The sequence below is a fragment of the Paenibacillus sp. GP183 genome (assembly GCF_900104695.1).
Taxonomy (GTDB): Bacteria; Bacillota; Bacilli; order Paenibacillales; family NBRC-103111; genus Paenibacillus_AI.
The window spans coordinates 3,114,579-3,131,700 of the sequence record NZ_FNSW01000001.1; the positions used below are offsets into that span (position 1 = coordinate 3,114,579).

Consider the following 17,122-nt stretch of genomic DNA (forward strand, 5'->3'; position numbering starts at 1 on the left):
TTATTTGCTATTTCAACCTCTTCTTTACCAATAACGCTGCAACTCCCAAACAAACAAGAGCTAATATCCCTGCATAAGCCTTACTATCAATTTTGGGTGAAGCTGCTGGTTTTGCTTCCTGTTGGATGTCTTTGGGCTGCTCTGTTTGCAAGTTCGTCTGTACTGGAGTTGGCTGAGGAACCGCAGCTTGTTCCTTTGTAGACTCGGGATTCTGAGTTTCCACCGGGGTTGGCGTCGGTTTCTCAACAGACTTAGGTGAATCACCGTTATTTTTGGATACGAAGCCAGGATTAACATTGCTTTGAAAATATTGTTCTATCCCATTAGCCATTCCACTTGCCAGTGATTGTTGGTAGCTTGCCGTTGCCATTTTTTTATCTTCATTTACATTGGACAGAAATCCCATTTCGACCAGGATGGTAGGTACCTTTGACCAATTGAATCCGGCTAAATCGCTTCGTTCTACAATGCCTCTTGAATTTGCTTTTGTTTCCTTGATCATCTGTTCCAGCACCTTGGTCGCTATCTTTTTATCTTCTTCCGCATACGGAACTTTTGGGGATGGATATAAAACAGAGATGCCGTGAGCGCTGCTTTCAGGGGATCCATCTGCATGAATCCGGATCAACAGATCTGCATTTGCCATATTGGCCATCTCCGCTCTTTCCCTATTGGAAATGGTGACGTTATTGGTTTCACGAGTCATAATAACTTGGAAACCGCGTTTTTTCAGTTCGTCCCGAAGGAGCAAGGATACTTCCAAATTTAACTTATACTCAGGTTGTTTGGTTGAAATCCCTGTTGCGCCGCTGGTTGTTTTTGGTTTCATTACTTTTGAATTGGGACCATCGGGTTCCCGACTGCTATCCGCTTTTTCCTGGTGGCCTGGATCGATCACAATAATTGGAGGTTTATCAAAACCTGCGAGAAAAACAAGACTCAGCATTGAAAATAACAGCAGCAATAATTTACTTGGATGTGGATGTACCATTACAACACCTCCCGATGATGATTGTAACTTATAGAAATAAGGAAGTCACTAATCTGGAAGAATTCCCCTAGTAAAATTTCCATGCTTACTCGGCAGTAGCCCGCCGTTTTCTCAGTTCTCCATTGATGGCAAACAACAGTACAAGACCTATCATACCACATGCGAAAAAAACCACTGCCATTGCAGCCGGAGGGAACACACCGCCAACGACGACTGCCAAACTGGACAGCATCCATGCGCCCCGGTAATGAAAGCCGTAAAGGGCCATATACGTACTGCGTGCATGTTTGGGCGGAATATCACCGAGAAATGCCTGCTTGACGGGCACGTACATGACTTCCCCGAGCGTTGCAACAAGCATGGCAATCATAACAAGCCATACGCTGCTGGAATACGCAATGAAGCTATAGCCGATTATGTAAATCGCCAAACCGAAGTAAAGCACAAAGGCATCCTTCATGCGGGAGAACAGCACTCTAGCAGCAACTCCAAACAGCACAACTAGCAGCGTGTTTTCCGTGCGCAGAATCCCGATAGTATGCAGTCCGTCCACGCGAACAACCTCTCCGAACCAAGTAAACAGTCCCTGCACCGGCATACTGTCCGCAAGCCGCACACTGATGTAGTTACCCAGATGAAATTCCACCGATACCAGCAGCATGCTGGCTACGACAAATACAAGAAATACTCGATCCTTCAGCACAGAGCCGTAATTATGGAAAATATCCCGCCAGCCGGACTTTTGATTCTCGCTTGCCTCGTTCACACTTCTAACAAACGTCTCCTTGATCAAAAATAACGTCGCGAGCGTAGTTATTATGCCCATCGCCGTAAGACTTAGAAGCAGCTCAAATAAATGCTCTTTGAACAAAAAGGCGCCGATCAATCCGCCAATGGCATAGGATAGGTTATTGCTCCAATACTGGATACTGTATATGTATTTCCGCTCTTCGGGTTTACTCACGTCCAGAACCATAGCATCCGAGCTCGGGCCGAATATCCCCCAAAAGACATTGATTCCGATTATAGCCACATACGTAAACCACACGGAATGAAAAAGCGGCGAGTTGCACAAAGCGGCAACCGCATAGCTAACCATGATTCCAACTTCAGCAAGTACCATTAACTTTTTGCGTCCAATCCGGTCTGCATAGTATCCGCCTAAAAAACCGCTGATCACTCCGATCACAACGGTCATAAACAGCAGGATGCCCGTCAAGGTCGCACCGATTCGTTCCGCAAAATAAATGGCCATAAGCGGAAGAACCATAACACTCATCAAACCGCTGAAAAATTGAATAATAATCCGAATTCGAATATTAGGATGAAAATCGCGAAACTTCATTTCGTAATTCCCCTTTCCGATGTGAACACTTGCTGCTGGAAGTTTTTGACCTATGTTCAAAAACCAACCTTCTCAGTCTATCATCTCTTTGTTCAGATGAATAGTAATTAGGACGAAAAAAAAGGCAGCCCTCATTAGACTGCTCTGTTCGTGGGGGCTGCTCATTTCAACAAATACAAGTCTTTTTCTTTACTCCAATCTTTCCTGACGCGATTATCTTTTTAATAGATCCGTTGGCTTCAGGCACTTTACATGCGGTTTCTCCCACATTGACATACACTCTTCCAATCTTTTTGGCGGTTTGCATGGCTTCCTCATGTAAAGACTGGACTGAGGATCCAACCTTAATGACGAAATTGTTCATTGTATATCGCACACGGTTTCTTTCTTCGTGAATGGTTTCTTCTATAAGATGCAGCAGATCGCATATTTCCTCCAGATCCAATCTATCGTCCTCTGTCATAGATATATATAGTTAACGTACGTGCTCCAGCCGCAAGTGGCAATAAGCTCTTCGCCGGACTTCATCCATTCTCTTGCCAGCTCCAAAGCGAAGGGACTTTCTGCAGCTACACCCGCTACCGTATATTCAGATAGTAAATACCAATTCGCTTGTTTGGCCCAAGCTTGAAGGATTTCCTTTGTCATGTTTTCCGGATTCACGGAAAGTCCCGCCAAATACATGGCATCACTGTTCCCGGTATCGATACGTCAAAGGCTAAGCTTTGATCTTTTCTCACATCTTTGACCTCTTCAAATCTCCAACCTTCACACCAAACAAGGGCTCTTTCGCCCCGTGACGCATAAACGTTCTTTTTGTTTGCTCCGTACCCATCTCTTCCAGGTTGTTCATAACTTCCTCTAAAATCATATCCATCACCCTTGACATCATACTATGGAAATAGGTACTCTAGCTTTATTCATTCAGGAACTAGTTTCATTATACCAAAGGAGAATGTTCAATGGGACCGTTCGCAAAAGATTTGCTCAAAGACAAGGTCATCCTGATCACAGGCGGGGCTACTGGTTTGGGACGTGCTATGGGAGAGATGTTTCTGGCGCTGGGGGCTCGGCTGGCTATTGCAAGTCGACGTGAGGAGGTTTTAAAAAAGGCAGCCGAAGAAATGAGCAGAGACGGGAATGAAGTGTTTTACAAAAGCTGCGATGTTCGCGACCCTGCTCAGGTTCATGACCTTGTAGATGCGGTTGAGCAGCATTTTGGCCGGATGGATGTGCTCATCAACAACGCAGCGGGAAATTTCATCAGCCCTACCCAGCGGCTTTCGCCTCGAGCCGTAGATGCGGTCTTGAACATTGTTTTGCACGGCACGTTTTATACCACCTTGGAAGTCGGGAAAAGATGGATCGAGCAAGGCATTCAAGGCACCATGCTCAATATCGTGACCACCTATGCCTCCACAGGCTCGGGATTCGTAGCCCCCTCGGCCGCCGCCAAAGCTGGTGTCCTGGCTCTAACCCGCTCCCTTGCGGTAGAGTGGGCGCAATATGGCATACGCCAAGTTGCCATTGCGCCGGGCGCATTTCCTACGGAAGGCGCTTGGACCCGACTCTCTCCAACGCCGGAGTTGGAGCGAAAAATGCTGGACCGCCTCCCGCTGGGGCGCGTCGGGAATCCAGATGAGCTCGCCCACTTGGCGGCTTATCTCATCTCCGACTACGCCGGCTACATCAACGGCGAAGTCGTGACTATAGACGGCGGCGAGTGGCTTCAGGGCGCCGGGCAGTTCAATGATCTGCTCGAGATTACCGAGGAGCAGTGGGATGTGCTCGCGGACATGACGCGCAAGGGGAAATGAGAATGAGCCCGAGAAGACATAACTGACCTTCACTGACCGAACCAGACCAGACAGCATGCGCGAGATGTAAAACCTGCAACTGATTTATTAATTTCTTGCTTTACGTGGTGTTGAGATGCAGAACATACATCTATTTTTTGGAAATAAGCTGACTTGAGCAAAATTCCCTTTTTTAGATGTAGGTTATGCATTTTGTGCAACTAAAGGTAGACTAGTTTGTGATTTTAGATGTACATTTTGCATGTGAGCTAATGTTTCGAAACCCCTAACAAAAAGGGAGCCTTGCATATCTCTAGACTCCCCTCCCCTTATGAGATTCGTAAGGTCAAAATAAAACCCTGTCGGTGTTATATGTCAGCCATGTACCAATGCTGCTCTCAATTCATTAACGCCAAATTCCAAATAACCTTTTAAACAGGTTAACATATAAACCCAGCCTTCTTTATTACCTAACAAATTAGTTCATCATCATTTTCATTAAAACCGTCTTCGTTAACTTCAACAATTGTACTCGCATGATCCAACTCTTTCAGCGTAATCGTAACGACATGTCCTTCCTCGTTAGCATAAACCCAATGGAAAACGATTTTCTTATTTTCCTCGACTTCCATTATTTTTATATCACCTTGTGCATCGTATTCATCATACCTCAATGTAATCGTCTTGCCTTGTTCCCATCTTTCAGAACTCGATGAGAACCAATAATTTCCGATTTTTGAAGGGTCAACAATGGCTTCAAATACTTCATTAGCTGGCTTAAATATTTTCAATTTCGTAAGGTTGTTCATTCAGAATCCCTCTTTCGTTCTGCAAATTGCTCTTCATACCGCGCGTACAGTTCCTTCCAACCGTATTTGACCGCATTATGTCCCGCCATTGAGGGCATCTTCTTGCCATTCAGTATTCCAGAAAGGCCTTCAAGACAAAGGTGCCATCCCGCCGCGTAGGATGGGGCTTGCTGACGGTCTGCGAAGCGGTGACGAAGGACCAGGACAGTCATGTCTCCATCACCGTTCAGCTCCCATCGCAGGATGTCGGCGCCCCACCTAAATACAAGAAGGTGCGGTGCGTTGACTTCCAGGACATACCCCTGCATTTCACCTCCTCAGGCATGTTGATGTGTGTCAGTCGTACCGCCCCGGTTGTAGTCAAATCCTTGTCCGTCATGAAAGGTCCCCAACTGGGGATCTGCTCGAGATCAGTCAATGCAGCCCAGACCTCCTCACGCGGATGTTCCAGGGTCCGTTCGAGCACAAGGACCCAGCTGTCGTCGTCGTCTCGGGTGAGACGGGGATTTTCTGAAACGTTTGAATTCATTTTGTTGTTCCCTCCCGTAAAATTTTTCTCTGGTCAAGGTGCGCGGCCAAAGCGTCAACATGCTGATTCCACGTCTTCCGATAGGCACTCAACCACTCATCTATATCCGCGAGCGGTCCGGCATCCAGAGAATAGATGCGACGTTGGGCTTCTACCTTAACCTCTACAAGACCACCTTCGCGGAGTGTCCGAAGGTGTTTGGATATCAGGGGCTGTGACAGACCGAGATCTTTGACCAGATCATTGACACTGGACTCAGACTGCAGCAGCCTGTCCAGGATTCGTCGACGGGAAGGCTCTGCTATCAATGCGTAGGTATCGGGCATTGCTTCTCACCATCCTTCCTTCATGAATTATTATAAACTATCAGTTATATAACTGCCAACGTATATAAAGTCCCTGCAATATCAACGGAACCTTTCAGACTAATCTCCCACCACTAATTGGTATTATAAGCATTTCAGGAGGGCATTATAACAAACAAAAAAGAAGAGGCTGCCCTTAATCATATACAGAGGTGTTTTTAATGGATAACTTTAAAAACTTAGATAACCAATATCGGCGTTACAAAGCACATGTAAGTATCTTTGGAACAACCCAATTTCATTTGCGTAACCCGTACATTATAGCCTGGTGGTCGGCAGCATTTCCTGGGTTTGGCCATATCTTGCTAAATAAATATTTGCGCGGATTGGCCCTGTTTATGTGGGAGGTTTTTGTTAATCATCAAGCCAAAATCAACCTGGCGATGGTCCATTCGTTTTCCGGACATATTGAACTCGCTAAAGAATCACTAATCTCCAGGTGGACGTTAATGTACATCCCCGTTTATTTATTTGCAATTTGGGACAGTTATCGAACCACAGTCGACATGAATAAACTCTATTTATTGGCTGAAAGGGAAAATGCCCCAATAAATTCCTTTACCATTGGAGCACTTGAAATTAATTATTTGGATAAACGAAATCCAGTCATGTCCGTTTTTTGGTCCATATTTATGCCAGGACTTGGGCAATTATATATTCATCGAATTATATCTGCATTTTTTTCACTGACATGGTCTATTATCTTCTTGTATTTCTCACATTTGCTCGAAGCTGTTCAACTTCTTTTCTTTGGGGAGATTAAAAGAGCAACAGAAGTGCTCGATAAACAGTGGCTTCTGTATATGCCTTCCATATGGGGGTTTGCTATTTATGAAGCCTATGTAAATACGGTCGAAAGTAACAAATTATTTGAAAATGAACAACAAAATTTTCTGAAAAAAAATTATCAAAATTCTCAATTTAGAGTTAAAAAAGGGAAAGTGGTGGGTTGATGTTACAACTTTTTTCCACCTTCGAACACTCAAATTATTTAGAGTTAGCTATAAATGAATTGGAAAAAATGGGTATAAAAAAAGAAAACATTTTTGCAGTCCCTCTAACCAATCGAAAAGTGGAGCGAAAATTATTTGACTCTCTTCATAGTTCAGATGGAATCTCCCTCATGAGCACAGGAGCAGCGCTCGGAACGGCATTCTCCGTTGTTGGGGCAAGTATCGGGTTTAAATTACAATGGGGCCCGATTTATTGGGGACTAATTGGAGCTGTTGGAGGATTCGTATTAGGATTTCTTATTGATTTGCTTATTTACAAAGTCATTAAGAAGAAAAAGCGGCTTATACGCGGGAAAAATACAGAAGTTATCCTAATTGTAGAGTGCGAGGAACACCAAGGTGATGGTGTAGAAAGTATACTCTGGCATCACTTGGCTCTTGGAATTGCAAGAATTCAAAATTAAAACTGCGGATCGGTCAATTCTACTATACGCAAATAAAACAAAAAAAAGGCGGGGATGGCCCGCCATTATTTTACGATTTCAATCGTAAGTCTATTCTTGCTAGTTGGTGCAATAAGATAAAATTTGGTTCAAATTCGCTTCTGAATCTAAAGCATATAATTTTTCGATAATGGCGTTCGTGTTGTCATCCCCGATGATTGAGGTTGTCAGCTTCTTGAACTTTCTGCACAAATGCTCATCCGTCATAGGATTATCGATGCTGCCTGTAGCATGCTCGACTTTATATTCAATGACCTGTCCGTCAATGGTCGTTAATTTGACTAAAACCTCGTCTTCTTTCATCGATTCATCGACAATCGGCTTTATTTTATCTTTAAATTCCAGTATCTTGGGATCAAACACTTTAGCATCCGTAAATTGTTCCACGGCCGCATCCCCGTCATAGAATGCAAGCGCGGCGACATGATGAACGCTATATTTGCCTTCAAGCCCTGTTTTCGGTTCCGGTTTACCGGTTAGGATCATGACATATTTGTTTACCGTAAGCTCAATTTCTTTCACTTGGGAGGGATCGATTTGTTGACCTAATGCAATACATGCATCGATAATCGGATGCAGTACAATTCCACAAGCATAAGGCTTAAACGCATTATTTAATATTTCCCATTGCGAGCCCCATTGGATATTCACAAGTTCCAGATTGTGCTGCGGAGCTAATACATTGGCAAATCCTTTTTTGGCTTCAAGAATCTGTTTGGAGCTCTCAAATCCTCTCTTCGCTAAAAGCGCGGCCCACAGGCCGTTTTGAGCCGCTTTTCCGGGATGGAACAGCTTGGTCATCGTTCCCAGCATTTCCAGGAAGCCGAAAGCCTGGGTCCCTGCAATCCCTAACGCGTAAATCATTTGTTCCTCGTTTAAATCCAATAAGATGCCTGCTGCTATCGCGGAGCCAAGAACTCCAGTCGTTGCTGTAATATGCCATCCGGAATCATAATGACTTGGAGAGATTGCATTGCCGATCCGCAGATCCGCTTCCATGCCCAATACAAATGCTCGCAAAATCTGTTTACCTGAAAGATTGAGCTTTTCTGCCAAAGCGAAGCATGCCGGAGCGATAGCGCTGCTTGGGTGATTTAAGGTAACGAGATGCGTGTCATCGAAATCGAAAACATGCGAGCTTGTCCCATTGATTAAAGTTGCCCATAACAAATCCGCTTTCTCATTTCTTCCGAGAATGGAAACTTGTTCGCTGGATTGCAGCTCCTTTTTTACATCCAAAAAAATTTCAACTGAAGTATGGCGGCTTCCGCCTATTGCAACGCCCATCCAATTGAGAATGCTTTTCTTCGCATGTAAAATAACTTCCTCAGGGATGCTTTCATAAGTAGTATTCAAACAATTGCTTACCAATTCGCGAGTAACCATATTAACCTCTTTTCCTATCATCTGTTCTCTTAACCGCTCGCTTCTGGCTTCATTAATATATCAATTCAGCCAGAAGCTCGGGCTAAGGGCACTGGTGCATCATCGCTTCGTATCGATTACTTGACTAATCCCTTTTGTTTAACAATATTCACGTAAGTCGCCATGTCACTCTTGACCATAGCGGCAAAATCCGTTGAATTCATATACTTGCCTTGAGCATTCAACGTTTTTAATTTATCAAGGAATGCGGAATCTTTTAACATTTTATCAATCGTGCTCTGCCACTGGGTAACGATGTAATCCGGCGTGCCGCTCGGTACGGAAATACCGCTCCAGAAATGCGTGCTGACATTTTTTACGCCTTGCTCATCCAAGGTAGGAACGTCAGGAAATAGCGGGCTTCTATTCTGCGAGGTTACACCTAATATTTTCAGCTTACCTGCTTTAACCAGGTTGGCTGCCCCTGTAACGTCTTGTACTGCAAGCACAACATGACCTCCGGCAATCTGCGGAAGTAATTCACCTGCGCCATTGTTGGGAACTAGATGGACTTTGGAGTAGTCGACGCCGATACTATCGAGCCACTGGATCACGCTGAAGGTTTGAACAGAAGTCACACCGGTGCTTCCGAATGTCAGCTTATCCGGATTTTGCTTCACCCAATCGTCAAAATCCTTCATGCTATTAAAGGGAGAGTCACCTTTAACAATATAGGCGAACGGTTGATCTACCACTGTACTGACAAATTTAAAATCTTCAATTTTAAATGGCAAGTTACTGTTCCCTGCTAATAGAGCCTCTGTGCTGGAACCGTTATGAGCCAGTACGGTATATCCGTCAGCCGTTCCTTTAAGTACCTCTTGCGTACCGGTTGCGCCGCCTGCTCCTGGTTTATTAACAACGTTGACAGTCTGCCCCCATTCTTTGGTTAAATATTCGGCGACTGCCCGCGAAACAAGGTCCGTTCCGCCACCAGCACCAAACGGCACGATCAGCTGAATGGGCTTAGTCGGGTATTTCGGATTCGCTTTAGGTGCAGCGGTACTGGTTTGAGAACCATTAGATGTAGAAGCCCCACAACCTGATATTACGGTTACTGCTAAAACTGCTGCTGCCAACAAAGTGCCTATTCTTGCTTTCTTCATGTCTTATTCCTCCTGAATTATATGGTTGCAAATCAAAGTTGTTTTTATGCTACGCCATCAGCTTCGGCTGCATTTAACCGTTGTCTTGTGCGTTTGATCAGAATCATGGATACACTGAATAACACGGCCGAAAGAATTAAAATGGTCAACGCAATCGGGCTTGTGAAGAAAATGGAGAAGTTGCCCGCCGATATCGACATGGATTGAATAAACGATTTTTCCATTAGCGGCCCCAGCATAAAGCAGAGAATAAACGGAACAAGCGGCCATTGAAACTTACGCAAGAAGTATCCGATAACGCCGAAAATAAGCGTCATCAACACGTCAAACAAACTGTTTCTTACTGTATAAACTCCAATGACACAAAGCACGAGAATGATTGGCTTCAGCACCCTGAAAGGGATTTGGGTCAGCTTCACCCACATTCCGACCATGGGAAGGTGCAGTACGACAAGCATGATATTTCCGATAAACATACTTGCAATGATGGTCCAAACGAAGCTGCCGTTCTGTTGAAACAAGACAGGTCCCGGCTGCAAGCCGTAAATCATTAAACCAGCGAGCAAAATGGCAAGAGGCGGAGAGCTTGGAATGCCAAGAGCAAATAACGGTATAAAACCTGAAGAACACGTTGCATTGCCGGCAGCTTCCGGCGCTGCAACCCCTTCAAGTGCACCTTTGCCAAATTTATCCGGGGTCTTGGATATTTTTTTCTCCAGGTCATAGGACAAAAAGGCTGAAACCGCAGGAGAGCACCCGGGCAATAAGCCGAGCAGAAAGCCAATAATTCCCCCTCGGAGCATTGTCGGCGCAGTCTTCTTCAGATCGGCCCTGCTTGGATATACACTCCCGATTTTTTCCGCTGAGGTAGCGGCCGAGTGCTCTTCCATTCCTTTAAAAACTTCGGAGACCGCGAACAGTCCGATGATGACGCTGATCATTTCAATTCCGGCCGATAACGAATTGTTACCGAACGTAAAGCGCATCTGTCCTGAGGACGGCCCCATGCCCACCAAGGAAACCAAATAGCCGGAAAGCCCCATAATCAAGCCTTTAACTATGGAATTTCCCGATAAATTTACAATCACGGTCAGAGTCAAAATCATGAGCGCGAAATACTCAGGGGGCCCGAATTTCAAGGCTTGATCAGCAAGGACCGGAGCAAAGAATACAAGTCCCAAAACTCCTATGGTACCGGCAACGAAGGAGGAGATAGCGGCGATCCCGAGAGCGGGTCCCCCTTTGCCTTGCTTGGCTAATGGATAACCATCCAGACAAACCGGAACTGCCTGAAGCTCCGCAGGAATGTTGAGCAGAATGGCGGTGGTGGAGCCGCCGTAAATCGCTCCATAGTAGATTCCGGCTAACATAATGATTCCTTGTACCGGTCCAAGAACGGTCGTAAACGGCATCAAGATCGCAATAGCCGGTGTCGGACCGAGTCCCGGGATCATGCCGGCTAACGACCCTATCAGAGCTCCCAATGCGGCCATCGCAAGGTTACTGGGTGTTAGAGCATGCTCGAAGCCTGATAACAGCATAAGAATAGCATCCATGATTTCTTCTCACCCCTCTCTATATATTAAAAATCCCCGTTGGAAATGGTAAATTAAGGAATCGGACAAATATCAAGTAAAAGGCCGCAGCTAAAATAACCGCGTAAAAACTGGATTTGATCCAACTGTACGAGCTCATGACTTTAAATAAGCCAACAGAGACAAGTAAAGTGCTGATGACATAACCCAAATATTTGATAACAAACCAATAGGCAAACAATAAAACGATCGTCAGGACCATTTGGATTATTAATTTCCGATTCGGGAACTCTACTTTATGGTTCTCTCCCTTGATAAAGAAAACCAGCAGCAGACCTAGCAAAATCAATGCTCCGCCGACAACCCCCGGCATCGTATGATCCCCTGCGAACGTGCTCATTCTCATCGGAGATAAGCGAATGGATTCCGATATAGCGATGGCCCCTATAATAATGCTAATCATTCCACCGATTCGGTCTGCCTTCATAATTGGAGGAACCTCCTTCCCTTTACCGTTAAATTGCGCAAATTACTTGTTGAAAATCATTAATTTACGGCGTTAAGCTGAAACAGTCTTCCCCAGCCCTTCACTTTCGATGGGTCAACACCAACCATTTCCATTGACTGCTTAACTACAACCGCGATCGTATCGTAAATCGTATGGTTATATTTATTTTCGAAATACTCAATATGGTTGATCACAGGGAAGTTCGTGCAAGGAACACTGATAGCATCCGCAGGTGAGGATGTGACATTCTGGATCATACTTTCAAGCTTCTCTTGGCTCACCGAACCGATTTGCCAGTTAACGGTCAGACCGCATCCTTCATAATGAATGGTTTCGATCCCGAGAGTTTTATATTGCTCCATGATTAACTCATTCATTTCCGGTATATAAGGCGTGATCAGATGGCAAGATTTGACATGATTTTTCTCGAAAGCATCCAATAAAGCCAACGTAGCTGTTGTAGCGGGAATACCGGTTGTTTTTGTAATCAATGCACAAAGCTCTCGATCGATATCTGCGCCAAACCAGCTTCCGGATGCTCCGTTCCAAGCAATGACATCGACATCGGCATGCGCTAACAGTTCAGCAGCTTTCAGCATCGGTTCAAAGTCAAATTGTTTCAGCGAGCTTTGTTCCAATGAAATATGAGTTACTGGAAATCTGGAATAATAGCAATCGACTTCCGGTACGTCATTTACCATCCTGGAACATACAGGTTCCACAAGAGTGTTTGACGAAGGGACTAGCATTCCAAGTCTTTTCGGCTTATCCATGTAAGGCATCCTCCAAATTCATCAATTAATAGGATTTTTCAATACTATTTGGATCTTGGCTGCCGACGGGCAAAGTCATCGGCAATCTCATCGAATGTTGCCCACTCTATACCTTCATGGCCGTTGATATATTCAATGATACGTTCGAGCATCAGAAGCACCTGCGGACGGCCGCTTACATCCGGATGGACGGTCATTGCAAAAACCGCATAATCATGCTCACGGTACACCCAGTCGAATTGGTCGCGCCACATTTGCTCGATATCTCTCGGATTGACGAAGCCGTGGCTGTTCGGCGATGTCTTAATAAACATCATCGGCGGCAGATCATCTAAATACCAATTTGCCGGAATTTCGATTAGATCTGTTTCTTGCCCGCGAATCAGCGGTTTCATCCATTCCTCAGCCGATTTTTCATAATCGATATTCGTCCAGCTGTCGCCGACCCGCACATAGTATGGATGAAAATCGTTATGCATGAGGCTGTGATCGTACTTGATTCCGTGCTTCAGAAGCAGCTCGTTAGTCATATTTGAGAATTCCCACCAAGGAGCGACATAACCGGTCGGACGTTTTCCTGTAACTTTTTGAATCACATCTATACATCTCAGAAGTACCGTTTCTTCTTGATGAGCAGTCATGGCTATAGGGTTTTCATGAGAGTACCCGTGAAGCCCGATTTCATGTCCATCATCAACAACCATTTGAATCTGCTTCGGAAAAGTTTCGATCGAGTGTCCGGGAATAAACCAAGTGGTTTTCAAATTATATTTTTTAAAAAGCTGGAGCAGCCTGGGAACCCCTATTTCACCAGCAAACAGACCGCGGGAAATATCGTCAGGCGAGTCCTCGCCGCCATAAGATCCTAACCAACCGGCAACAGCATCGACATCTACTCCGTAAGCAACAAAAATCTTTTTCTTACTCACCATCATTCCTCCTTATGCTCATTTTGCGTGCAATACAGGTTGAAACTTGCTGAAATCCACCAATTCCTGAAAGGCATAAGCCGCTTGAAGGATCAAGCGATCCTGGAAGTGAGGGGCAATGAGCTGCATCCCGATCGGCAGCCCTTCCGACAATGCGCAAGGCACACTGATGGCGGGGTGGCCGGTATAATTGAACGTTAAGGTATTTCGGGTAAAAGCGGCGTTTCCGCCAGGTCCTCGGGAAAGAAAATGTTCCATTTCTTCCACGTAATTTCGAGCTTCCTCAAACTTCGGCGCTTTCGTCGGTTTGGTCGGGCAAACCAGGATATCGACCTCAGAGAATGCGTCATCGTATGCTTTTCTTATTGTGCTGCGGACGTTTTGAGCTTTGGCATACAGACGACCATGGTAGCGCTCGTGCACATATTCGGCCAGCGTCATGCTGAGTTTAAAGCTAAGCGGCCATTCATGGCCATGGCTTTTCTTGAAGCGGCCAATCGTTGTGATCAGCGAAGTCGGATAATACGTAGCTGCAAATGCGCCGCCAAAATTAGTTTCGTACAAATATTTGGTACCCTCCAGCATGATTACAGAAGCCGGCATATAGGCATCGGTATGCATGGGAATCGAAACCCTCTTCACCTCGGCGCCGGCAAGACGCAGAACATCCAAAGCCGATAGAACGGCCTCTTCCACATCCTTATCCATACCTTCATAACCGAAACCTTCTTCTAAAATGCCGATTCTCAGGCCCTTAACGCCCCGATCCAATAATTCCGTATATTTCGGTATTTCCGGCATTACGGTTTGTCGCGGATCATAGCCGTCCGGCCCTGCCACGCATTGAAGCGTCGCGGCCACATCTTCAACCCGCCGCGCCATCGGGCCAAGGTAGTCCAGACTTGGATCGGCGCCGACAACACCCGTGTGAGGAACCAATCCGAATGTCGGTTTCATACCGACAATGCCGCAATAATGGGCTGGATTGCGAACGGATCCACCCTGGTCCCCGCCGATCGATATATCCACATAACCGGCGGCTACTGCCGCCCCGGAGCCGGAGGAGGAGCCGCCGCTGACATAGTCCGGATGATGCGGGTTCGGAGTACGACCGAAGTCGCCAACACCGACCAAGCCGCCGCCGCTGGCTAAATCATGCATGTTCAGCTTACCGGTAATGGTAGCTCCATGATCGAGCAGTCGAGTCACAATCGTCGCGTCGAAATCGGGAACATATCCGTCCATAAAGTGCGAACCAAATGTAAGCGGGATGCCGGCTACGGCTATATGATCCTTTAAGGCGACGGTTTTTCCCTTGAGTATGCCCTCATCAGCACCCTCGATGCGGCATTTGCGAATGAACGCGTTATAAGGATCCTCTTCGGCGGAAGGACGATAACCGGGATCCCGGTTCAAGTAGCGCATCGGCAAGCGTTCTTCCTCGATCCGCATTTCGTAAAACTTATTTAATCCTTCCAGTGAGCTTACCATTCTTTCCTGAACCATCTGCGCTTCAGTACGGGTAAAATCAAAGCCGAGCTCCTTGCCAATCTCCAAGACTTCTTCCAATTCCGGAATTCTTAGCATGATGTCATCTCCTAGATGGTCAGTTTTGTCAAAGCCGGTAAGCCGCTTTCTTGTTCATACGCATTCGCAAAACGGTAGACATTCGCTTCATCAAAGGGCTTTCCTATCAATTGGAAACCGATGGGCAAGCTTGATGCAGACAACCCGCAGGGAATCGAGATACTCGGAAATCCGTTTAAATTGGTCAGCCCTGTAAATCGCGTGAGGGCCGATCGGACTTGTTCCCGTTGTCCATTTATGTTTATTTCTCTTTGCTGCAGATCCGGCGGTAAAATGGCAATCGTGGGCGTTAGAATTACTTCAACCTCGGTTAATGCTTTATGAAATACATGTTTCGCAATCTCTCGGATCTGCAGTGCTTTTACATATTCATAAGCCTTTGGCTCTAAGCCCAATAACAAACGTTCTCTAACTTCCTCTTCATACTGCTCCGGACAATCCCGAAGCATATTTTCGTGAAGTGCATAGGTCTCAGATCTAATAATAGTTTGATGGGCCATGCTGATTTCATCTAAACCCGGAATATCTATCGGCCGAATTTCTGCCCCTAAGCTTTTAAAAATCTCTAATGCTTGATGGATTTGCGCTTCGATCTCCGTTTCCAATTTTTCAAAATAAAAGGACTTGGGAACACCGATAACACTTCCTTTTATCCCATGCTCCAGTAGTTTAGTGAAATCTTCGGCATCTGACTTAACGGAATAGGGATCTCTACTGTCATAACCTGATAATAAATTTAATAAAATGGCATTATCCTGAACGGTCCTTGTTATGGGCCCGATATGATCCAATGTCTGGCTAAGCGGATAAACCCCGAATTTACTTACCCTGCCGAAGGTAGGCTTCATGCCTACAACGCCGCAAGCTGCAGAGGGAATACGAATGGAACCCCCCGTATCCGAACCTATAGCGCCGTAACACAATGCCGAAGCAACCGCCGCGGCTGAACCGCTGCTTGATCCCCCGGTCATTTTCGATGTGTTGTGAGGATTTCTCACAGGCCCGAAAAAGGATCGGTCTCCCGTTGGCCCATACGCAAATTGGTGAGTATTTTGTTTCCCTATAATGATCGCGCCGGCTTGTTTCAATCTTTCCACCACAGACGCATCATGATCTGGAACAAAATCCTTGAAGATCGCCGACCCCATCGTTGTTTTTATGTCTTTTGTATAGATGAGGTCTTTAATTCCAATCGGAACGCCGTGAAGCGGTCCTTTCCAGCTTCCAGCTGCTATTTCCTTTTCGGCCTCTAGCGCAAGTTCTTTCGCTTCTTCAACTAATACGGTTACGTAACAATTTATTATTGGATTTATCGCTTCGATCCGTTTAAGCAGTCTGTTTGTTACTTCCACCGGAGAAATCATTTTTTTTCGGATCGCGTTGGATAGTGTGGATAAACTCCAATTCAATATATCTCCCTCTGGAGTCAAAACGACTTCACCCTCTCCAACAATCAAGTCTTCATTCATCTCTTGAAAATTTAGTATTTATCATCATAAATTCTTAAAAAAATTGTACATAATGCATACATTGATGTCAACATTTATTTCATTCCATGTTTGCTTTGGATTAATTAACCTTAGTAATGCATACATTGATGTAAACATTATTTCCATCATTTACTGATTAAGATTAGGATGACCTCTTAAGCCCTCGCTGATTCAGAAAATTCATCACTTCGTTCTAAAGCAATTCACCAAAAAAAACATCATAAATCTAAGCAAATTGTGAAATCGCATACATTCAAGCTTATCCGCTATATAATATTGATTGTTTTCTCTTTTAAAGATATAACAATGTATGCATTATAGTCAAGACATTATACATGAAGGTACTTAAATACTTCTAATTTACAACAGATGTGAGCAAACTATAAAGAAAAGACAAAAATCATTGACAATAACGTATGCATTGTTTAATAATTGTTTAAGAATTAAATTACCCCAAACATTCTCAGGAGGCTGAATA

Annotated in this window: 18 protein-coding genes and 1 pseudogene; 3 read left to right on the forward strand and 16 right to left on the reverse strand. The window is 45.1% G+C overall.

The window, feature by feature from the left end:
* Positions 1–7: 7 nt before the first annotated feature.
* From BLV33_RS15260 to BLV33_RS30820, 5 genes are all read right to left on the reverse strand, one after another.
* A complete protein-coding gene (locus BLV33_RS15260; RefSeq protein ID WP_090793321.1) occupies positions 8–991 on the reverse strand; it encodes an N-acetylmuramoyl-L-alanine amidase family protein in 984 nt (327 codons plus the stop codon).
* An 85-nt stretch (positions 992–1,076) separates the two neighbouring features.
* Positions 1,077–2,336 carry an MDR family MFS transporter gene (locus BLV33_RS15265; protein WP_139305755.1) on the reverse strand — a complete coding sequence of 420 codons (1,260 nt, stop codon included), beginning with the start codon at positions 2,334–2,336 and terminating at the stop codon, positions 1,077–1,079.
* A gap of 166 nt (positions 2,337–2,502) precedes the next feature.
* The gene (locus BLV33_RS30810) at positions 2,503–2,781 is read right to left on the reverse strand and encodes a hypothetical protein (RefSeq protein ID WP_366414816.1); all 279 of its coding nucleotides are present in this window, start codon (positions 2,779–2,781) and stop codon (positions 2,503–2,505) included.
* Positions 2,782–2,795: 14 nt separating this feature from the next.
* A complete protein-coding gene (locus BLV33_RS30815; protein ID WP_366414817.1) occupies positions 2,796–2,999 on the reverse strand; it encodes a DNA alkylation repair protein in 204 nt (67 codons plus the stop codon).
* 73 nt (positions 3,000–3,072) lie between these two features.
* Positions 3,073–3,207 carry a hypothetical protein gene (locus tag BLV33_RS30820; protein ID WP_366414818.1) on the reverse strand — a complete coding sequence of 45 codons (135 nt, stop codon included), beginning with the start codon at positions 3,205–3,207 and terminating at the stop codon, positions 3,073–3,075.
* 91 nt (positions 3,208–3,298) lie between these two features.
* Between BLV33_RS30820 and BLV33_RS15275 the strand changes: the two genes are divergently transcribed.
* Positions 3,299–4,153, forward strand: a complete 855-nt coding sequence (locus BLV33_RS15275; protein ID WP_090793330.1) for an SDR family oxidoreductase — start codon at positions 3,299–3,301, stop codon at positions 4,151–4,153.
* 354 nt (positions 4,154–4,507) lie between these two features.
* Here BLV33_RS15275 and BLV33_RS15280 read toward each other — a convergent pair.
* The 3 genes and pseudogenes from BLV33_RS15280 to BLV33_RS15290 form a co-directional block, all read right to left on the reverse strand.
* A pseudogene (locus BLV33_RS15280) lies at positions 4,508–4,941 on the reverse strand (SRPBCC family protein).
* Positions 4,938–5,249, reverse strand: coding sequence for an SRPBCC domain-containing protein (locus tag BLV33_RS15285; RefSeq protein WP_090793334.1), 312 nt, complete (start codon positions 5,247–5,249; stop codon positions 4,938–4,940). Before BLV33_RS15285 ends, BLV33_RS15280 begins: the two are co-directional and overlap by 4 nt.
* A 217-nt stretch (positions 5,250–5,466) precedes the next feature.
* Positions 5,467–5,796 (reverse strand): ArsR/SmtB family transcription factor, encoded by a 330-nt coding sequence (locus BLV33_RS15290; protein WP_090793337.1) that lies wholly within the window; start codon positions 5,794–5,796, stop codon positions 5,467–5,469.
* Positions 5,797–5,996: 200 nt separating this feature from the next.
* Here BLV33_RS15290 and BLV33_RS15295 point away from each other — a divergent pair, with 200 nt between their 5' ends.
* Both BLV33_RS15295 and BLV33_RS15300 read left to right on the forward strand, forming a co-directional pair.
* Entirely contained in the window at positions 5,997–6,788 is a 792-nt protein-coding gene (locus tag BLV33_RS15295; protein ID WP_090793340.1) for a hypothetical protein, read from the forward strand.
* Positions 6,788–7,252 carry a hypothetical protein gene (locus BLV33_RS15300; protein ID WP_090793343.1) on the forward strand — a complete coding sequence of 155 codons (465 nt, stop codon included), beginning with the start codon at positions 6,788–6,790 and terminating at the stop codon, positions 7,250–7,252. The genes BLV33_RS15295 and BLV33_RS15300 overlap by 1 nt, the downstream gene beginning before the upstream one ends.
* A 99-nt stretch (positions 7,253–7,351) precedes the next feature.
* Here the strand turns inward: BLV33_RS15300 and BLV33_RS15305 are convergent, their stop codons facing one another.
* From BLV33_RS15305 to BLV33_RS15340, 8 genes are all read right to left on the reverse strand, one after another.
* Positions 7,352–8,677, reverse strand: a complete 1,326-nt coding sequence (locus BLV33_RS15305; RefSeq protein ID WP_090793348.1) for an MmgE/PrpD family protein — start codon at positions 8,675–8,677, stop codon at positions 7,352–7,354.
* A 116-nt stretch (positions 8,678–8,793) separates the two neighbouring features.
* On the reverse strand, positions 8,794–9,822 hold the full coding sequence (locus BLV33_RS15310) for a Bug family tripartite tricarboxylate transporter substrate binding protein (RefSeq protein WP_090793351.1): 1,029 nt from the start codon (positions 9,820–9,822) through the stop codon (positions 8,794–8,796).
* Positions 9,823–9,866: 44 nt separating this feature from the next.
* Positions 9,867–11,378 carry a tripartite tricarboxylate transporter permease gene (locus BLV33_RS15315; RefSeq protein WP_090793357.1) on the reverse strand — a complete coding sequence of 504 codons (1,512 nt, stop codon included), beginning with the start codon at positions 11,376–11,378 and terminating at the stop codon, positions 9,867–9,869.
* A gap of 19 nt (positions 11,379–11,397) precedes the next feature.
* On the reverse strand, positions 11,398–11,844 hold the full coding sequence (locus BLV33_RS15320) for a tripartite tricarboxylate transporter TctB family protein (protein WP_090793360.1): 447 nt from the start codon (positions 11,842–11,844) through the stop codon (positions 11,398–11,400).
* Positions 11,845–11,903: 59 nt separating this feature from the next.
* Positions 11,904–12,638, reverse strand: coding sequence for a maleate cis-trans isomerase family protein (locus BLV33_RS15325; RefSeq protein ID WP_090793365.1), 735 nt, complete (start codon positions 12,636–12,638; stop codon positions 11,904–11,906).
* Between the two features lie 44 nt (positions 12,639–12,682).
* Positions 12,683–13,567, reverse strand: coding sequence for a polysaccharide deacetylase family protein (locus BLV33_RS15330; protein ID WP_216234775.1), 885 nt, complete (start codon positions 13,565–13,567; stop codon positions 12,683–12,685).
* Positions 13,568–13,585: 18 nt separating this feature from the next.
* Entirely contained in the window at positions 13,586–15,154 is a 1,569-nt protein-coding gene (locus BLV33_RS15335; RefSeq protein ID WP_090793372.1) for an amidase family protein, read from the reverse strand.
* Between the two features lie 11 nt (positions 15,155–15,165).
* Entirely contained in the window at positions 15,166–16,611 is a 1,446-nt protein-coding gene (locus BLV33_RS15340; protein ID WP_253187084.1) for an amidase, read from the reverse strand.
* Between the last annotated feature and the right edge of the window lie 511 nt (positions 16,612–17,122).

Coding starts and splice junctions, on each gene's coding strand:
- BLV33_RS15285 (WP_090793334.1), bottom strand. CDS start 5,249: ATGCAGGGGTATGTCCTGGAAGTCAACGCACCGCACCTTCTTGTATTT.
- BLV33_RS15295 (WP_090793340.1), top strand. CDS start 5,997: ATGGATAACTTTAAAAACTTAGATAACCAATATCGGCGTTACAAAGCA.
- BLV33_RS15275 (WP_090793330.1), top strand. CDS start 3,299: ATGGGACCGTTCGCAAAAGATTTGCTCAAAGACAAGGTCATCCTGATC.
- BLV33_RS15265 (WP_139305755.1), bottom strand. CDS start 2,336: ATGAAGTTTCGCGATTTTCATCCTAATATTCGAATTCGGATTATTATT.
- BLV33_RS30820 (WP_366414818.1), bottom strand. CDS start 3,207: ATGATTTTAGAGGAAGTTATGAACAACCTGGAAGAGATGGGTACGGAG.
- BLV33_RS15260 (WP_090793321.1), bottom strand. CDS start 991: ATGGTACATCCACATCCAAGTAAATTATTGCTGCTGTTATTTTCAATG.
- BLV33_RS15335 (WP_090793372.1), bottom strand. CDS start 15,154: ATGCTAAGAATTCCGGAATTGGAAGAAGTCTTGGAGATTGGCAAGGAG.
- BLV33_RS15290 (WP_090793337.1), bottom strand. CDS start 5,796: ATGCCCGATACCTACGCATTGATAGCAGAGCCTTCCCGTCGACGAATC.
- BLV33_RS15315 (WP_090793357.1), bottom strand. CDS start 11,378: ATGGATGCTATTCTTATGCTGTTATCAGGCTTCGAGCATGCTCTAACA.
- BLV33_RS15305 (WP_090793348.1), bottom strand. CDS start 8,677: ATGGTTACTCGCGAATTGGTAAGCAATTGTTTGAATACTACTTATGAA.
- BLV33_RS15320 (WP_090793360.1), bottom strand. CDS start 11,844: ATGAAGGCAGACCGAATCGGTGGAATGATTAGCATTATTATAGGGGCC.
- BLV33_RS15325 (WP_090793365.1), bottom strand. CDS start 12,638: ATGGATAAGCCGAAAAGACTTGGAATGCTAGTCCCTTCGTCAAACACT.
- BLV33_RS15310 (WP_090793351.1), bottom strand. CDS start 9,822: ATGAAGAAAGCAAGAATAGGCACTTTGTTGGCAGCAGCAGTTTTAGCA.
- BLV33_RS15300 (WP_090793343.1), top strand. CDS start 6,788: ATGTTACAACTTTTTTCCACCTTCGAACACTCAAATTATTTAGAGTTA.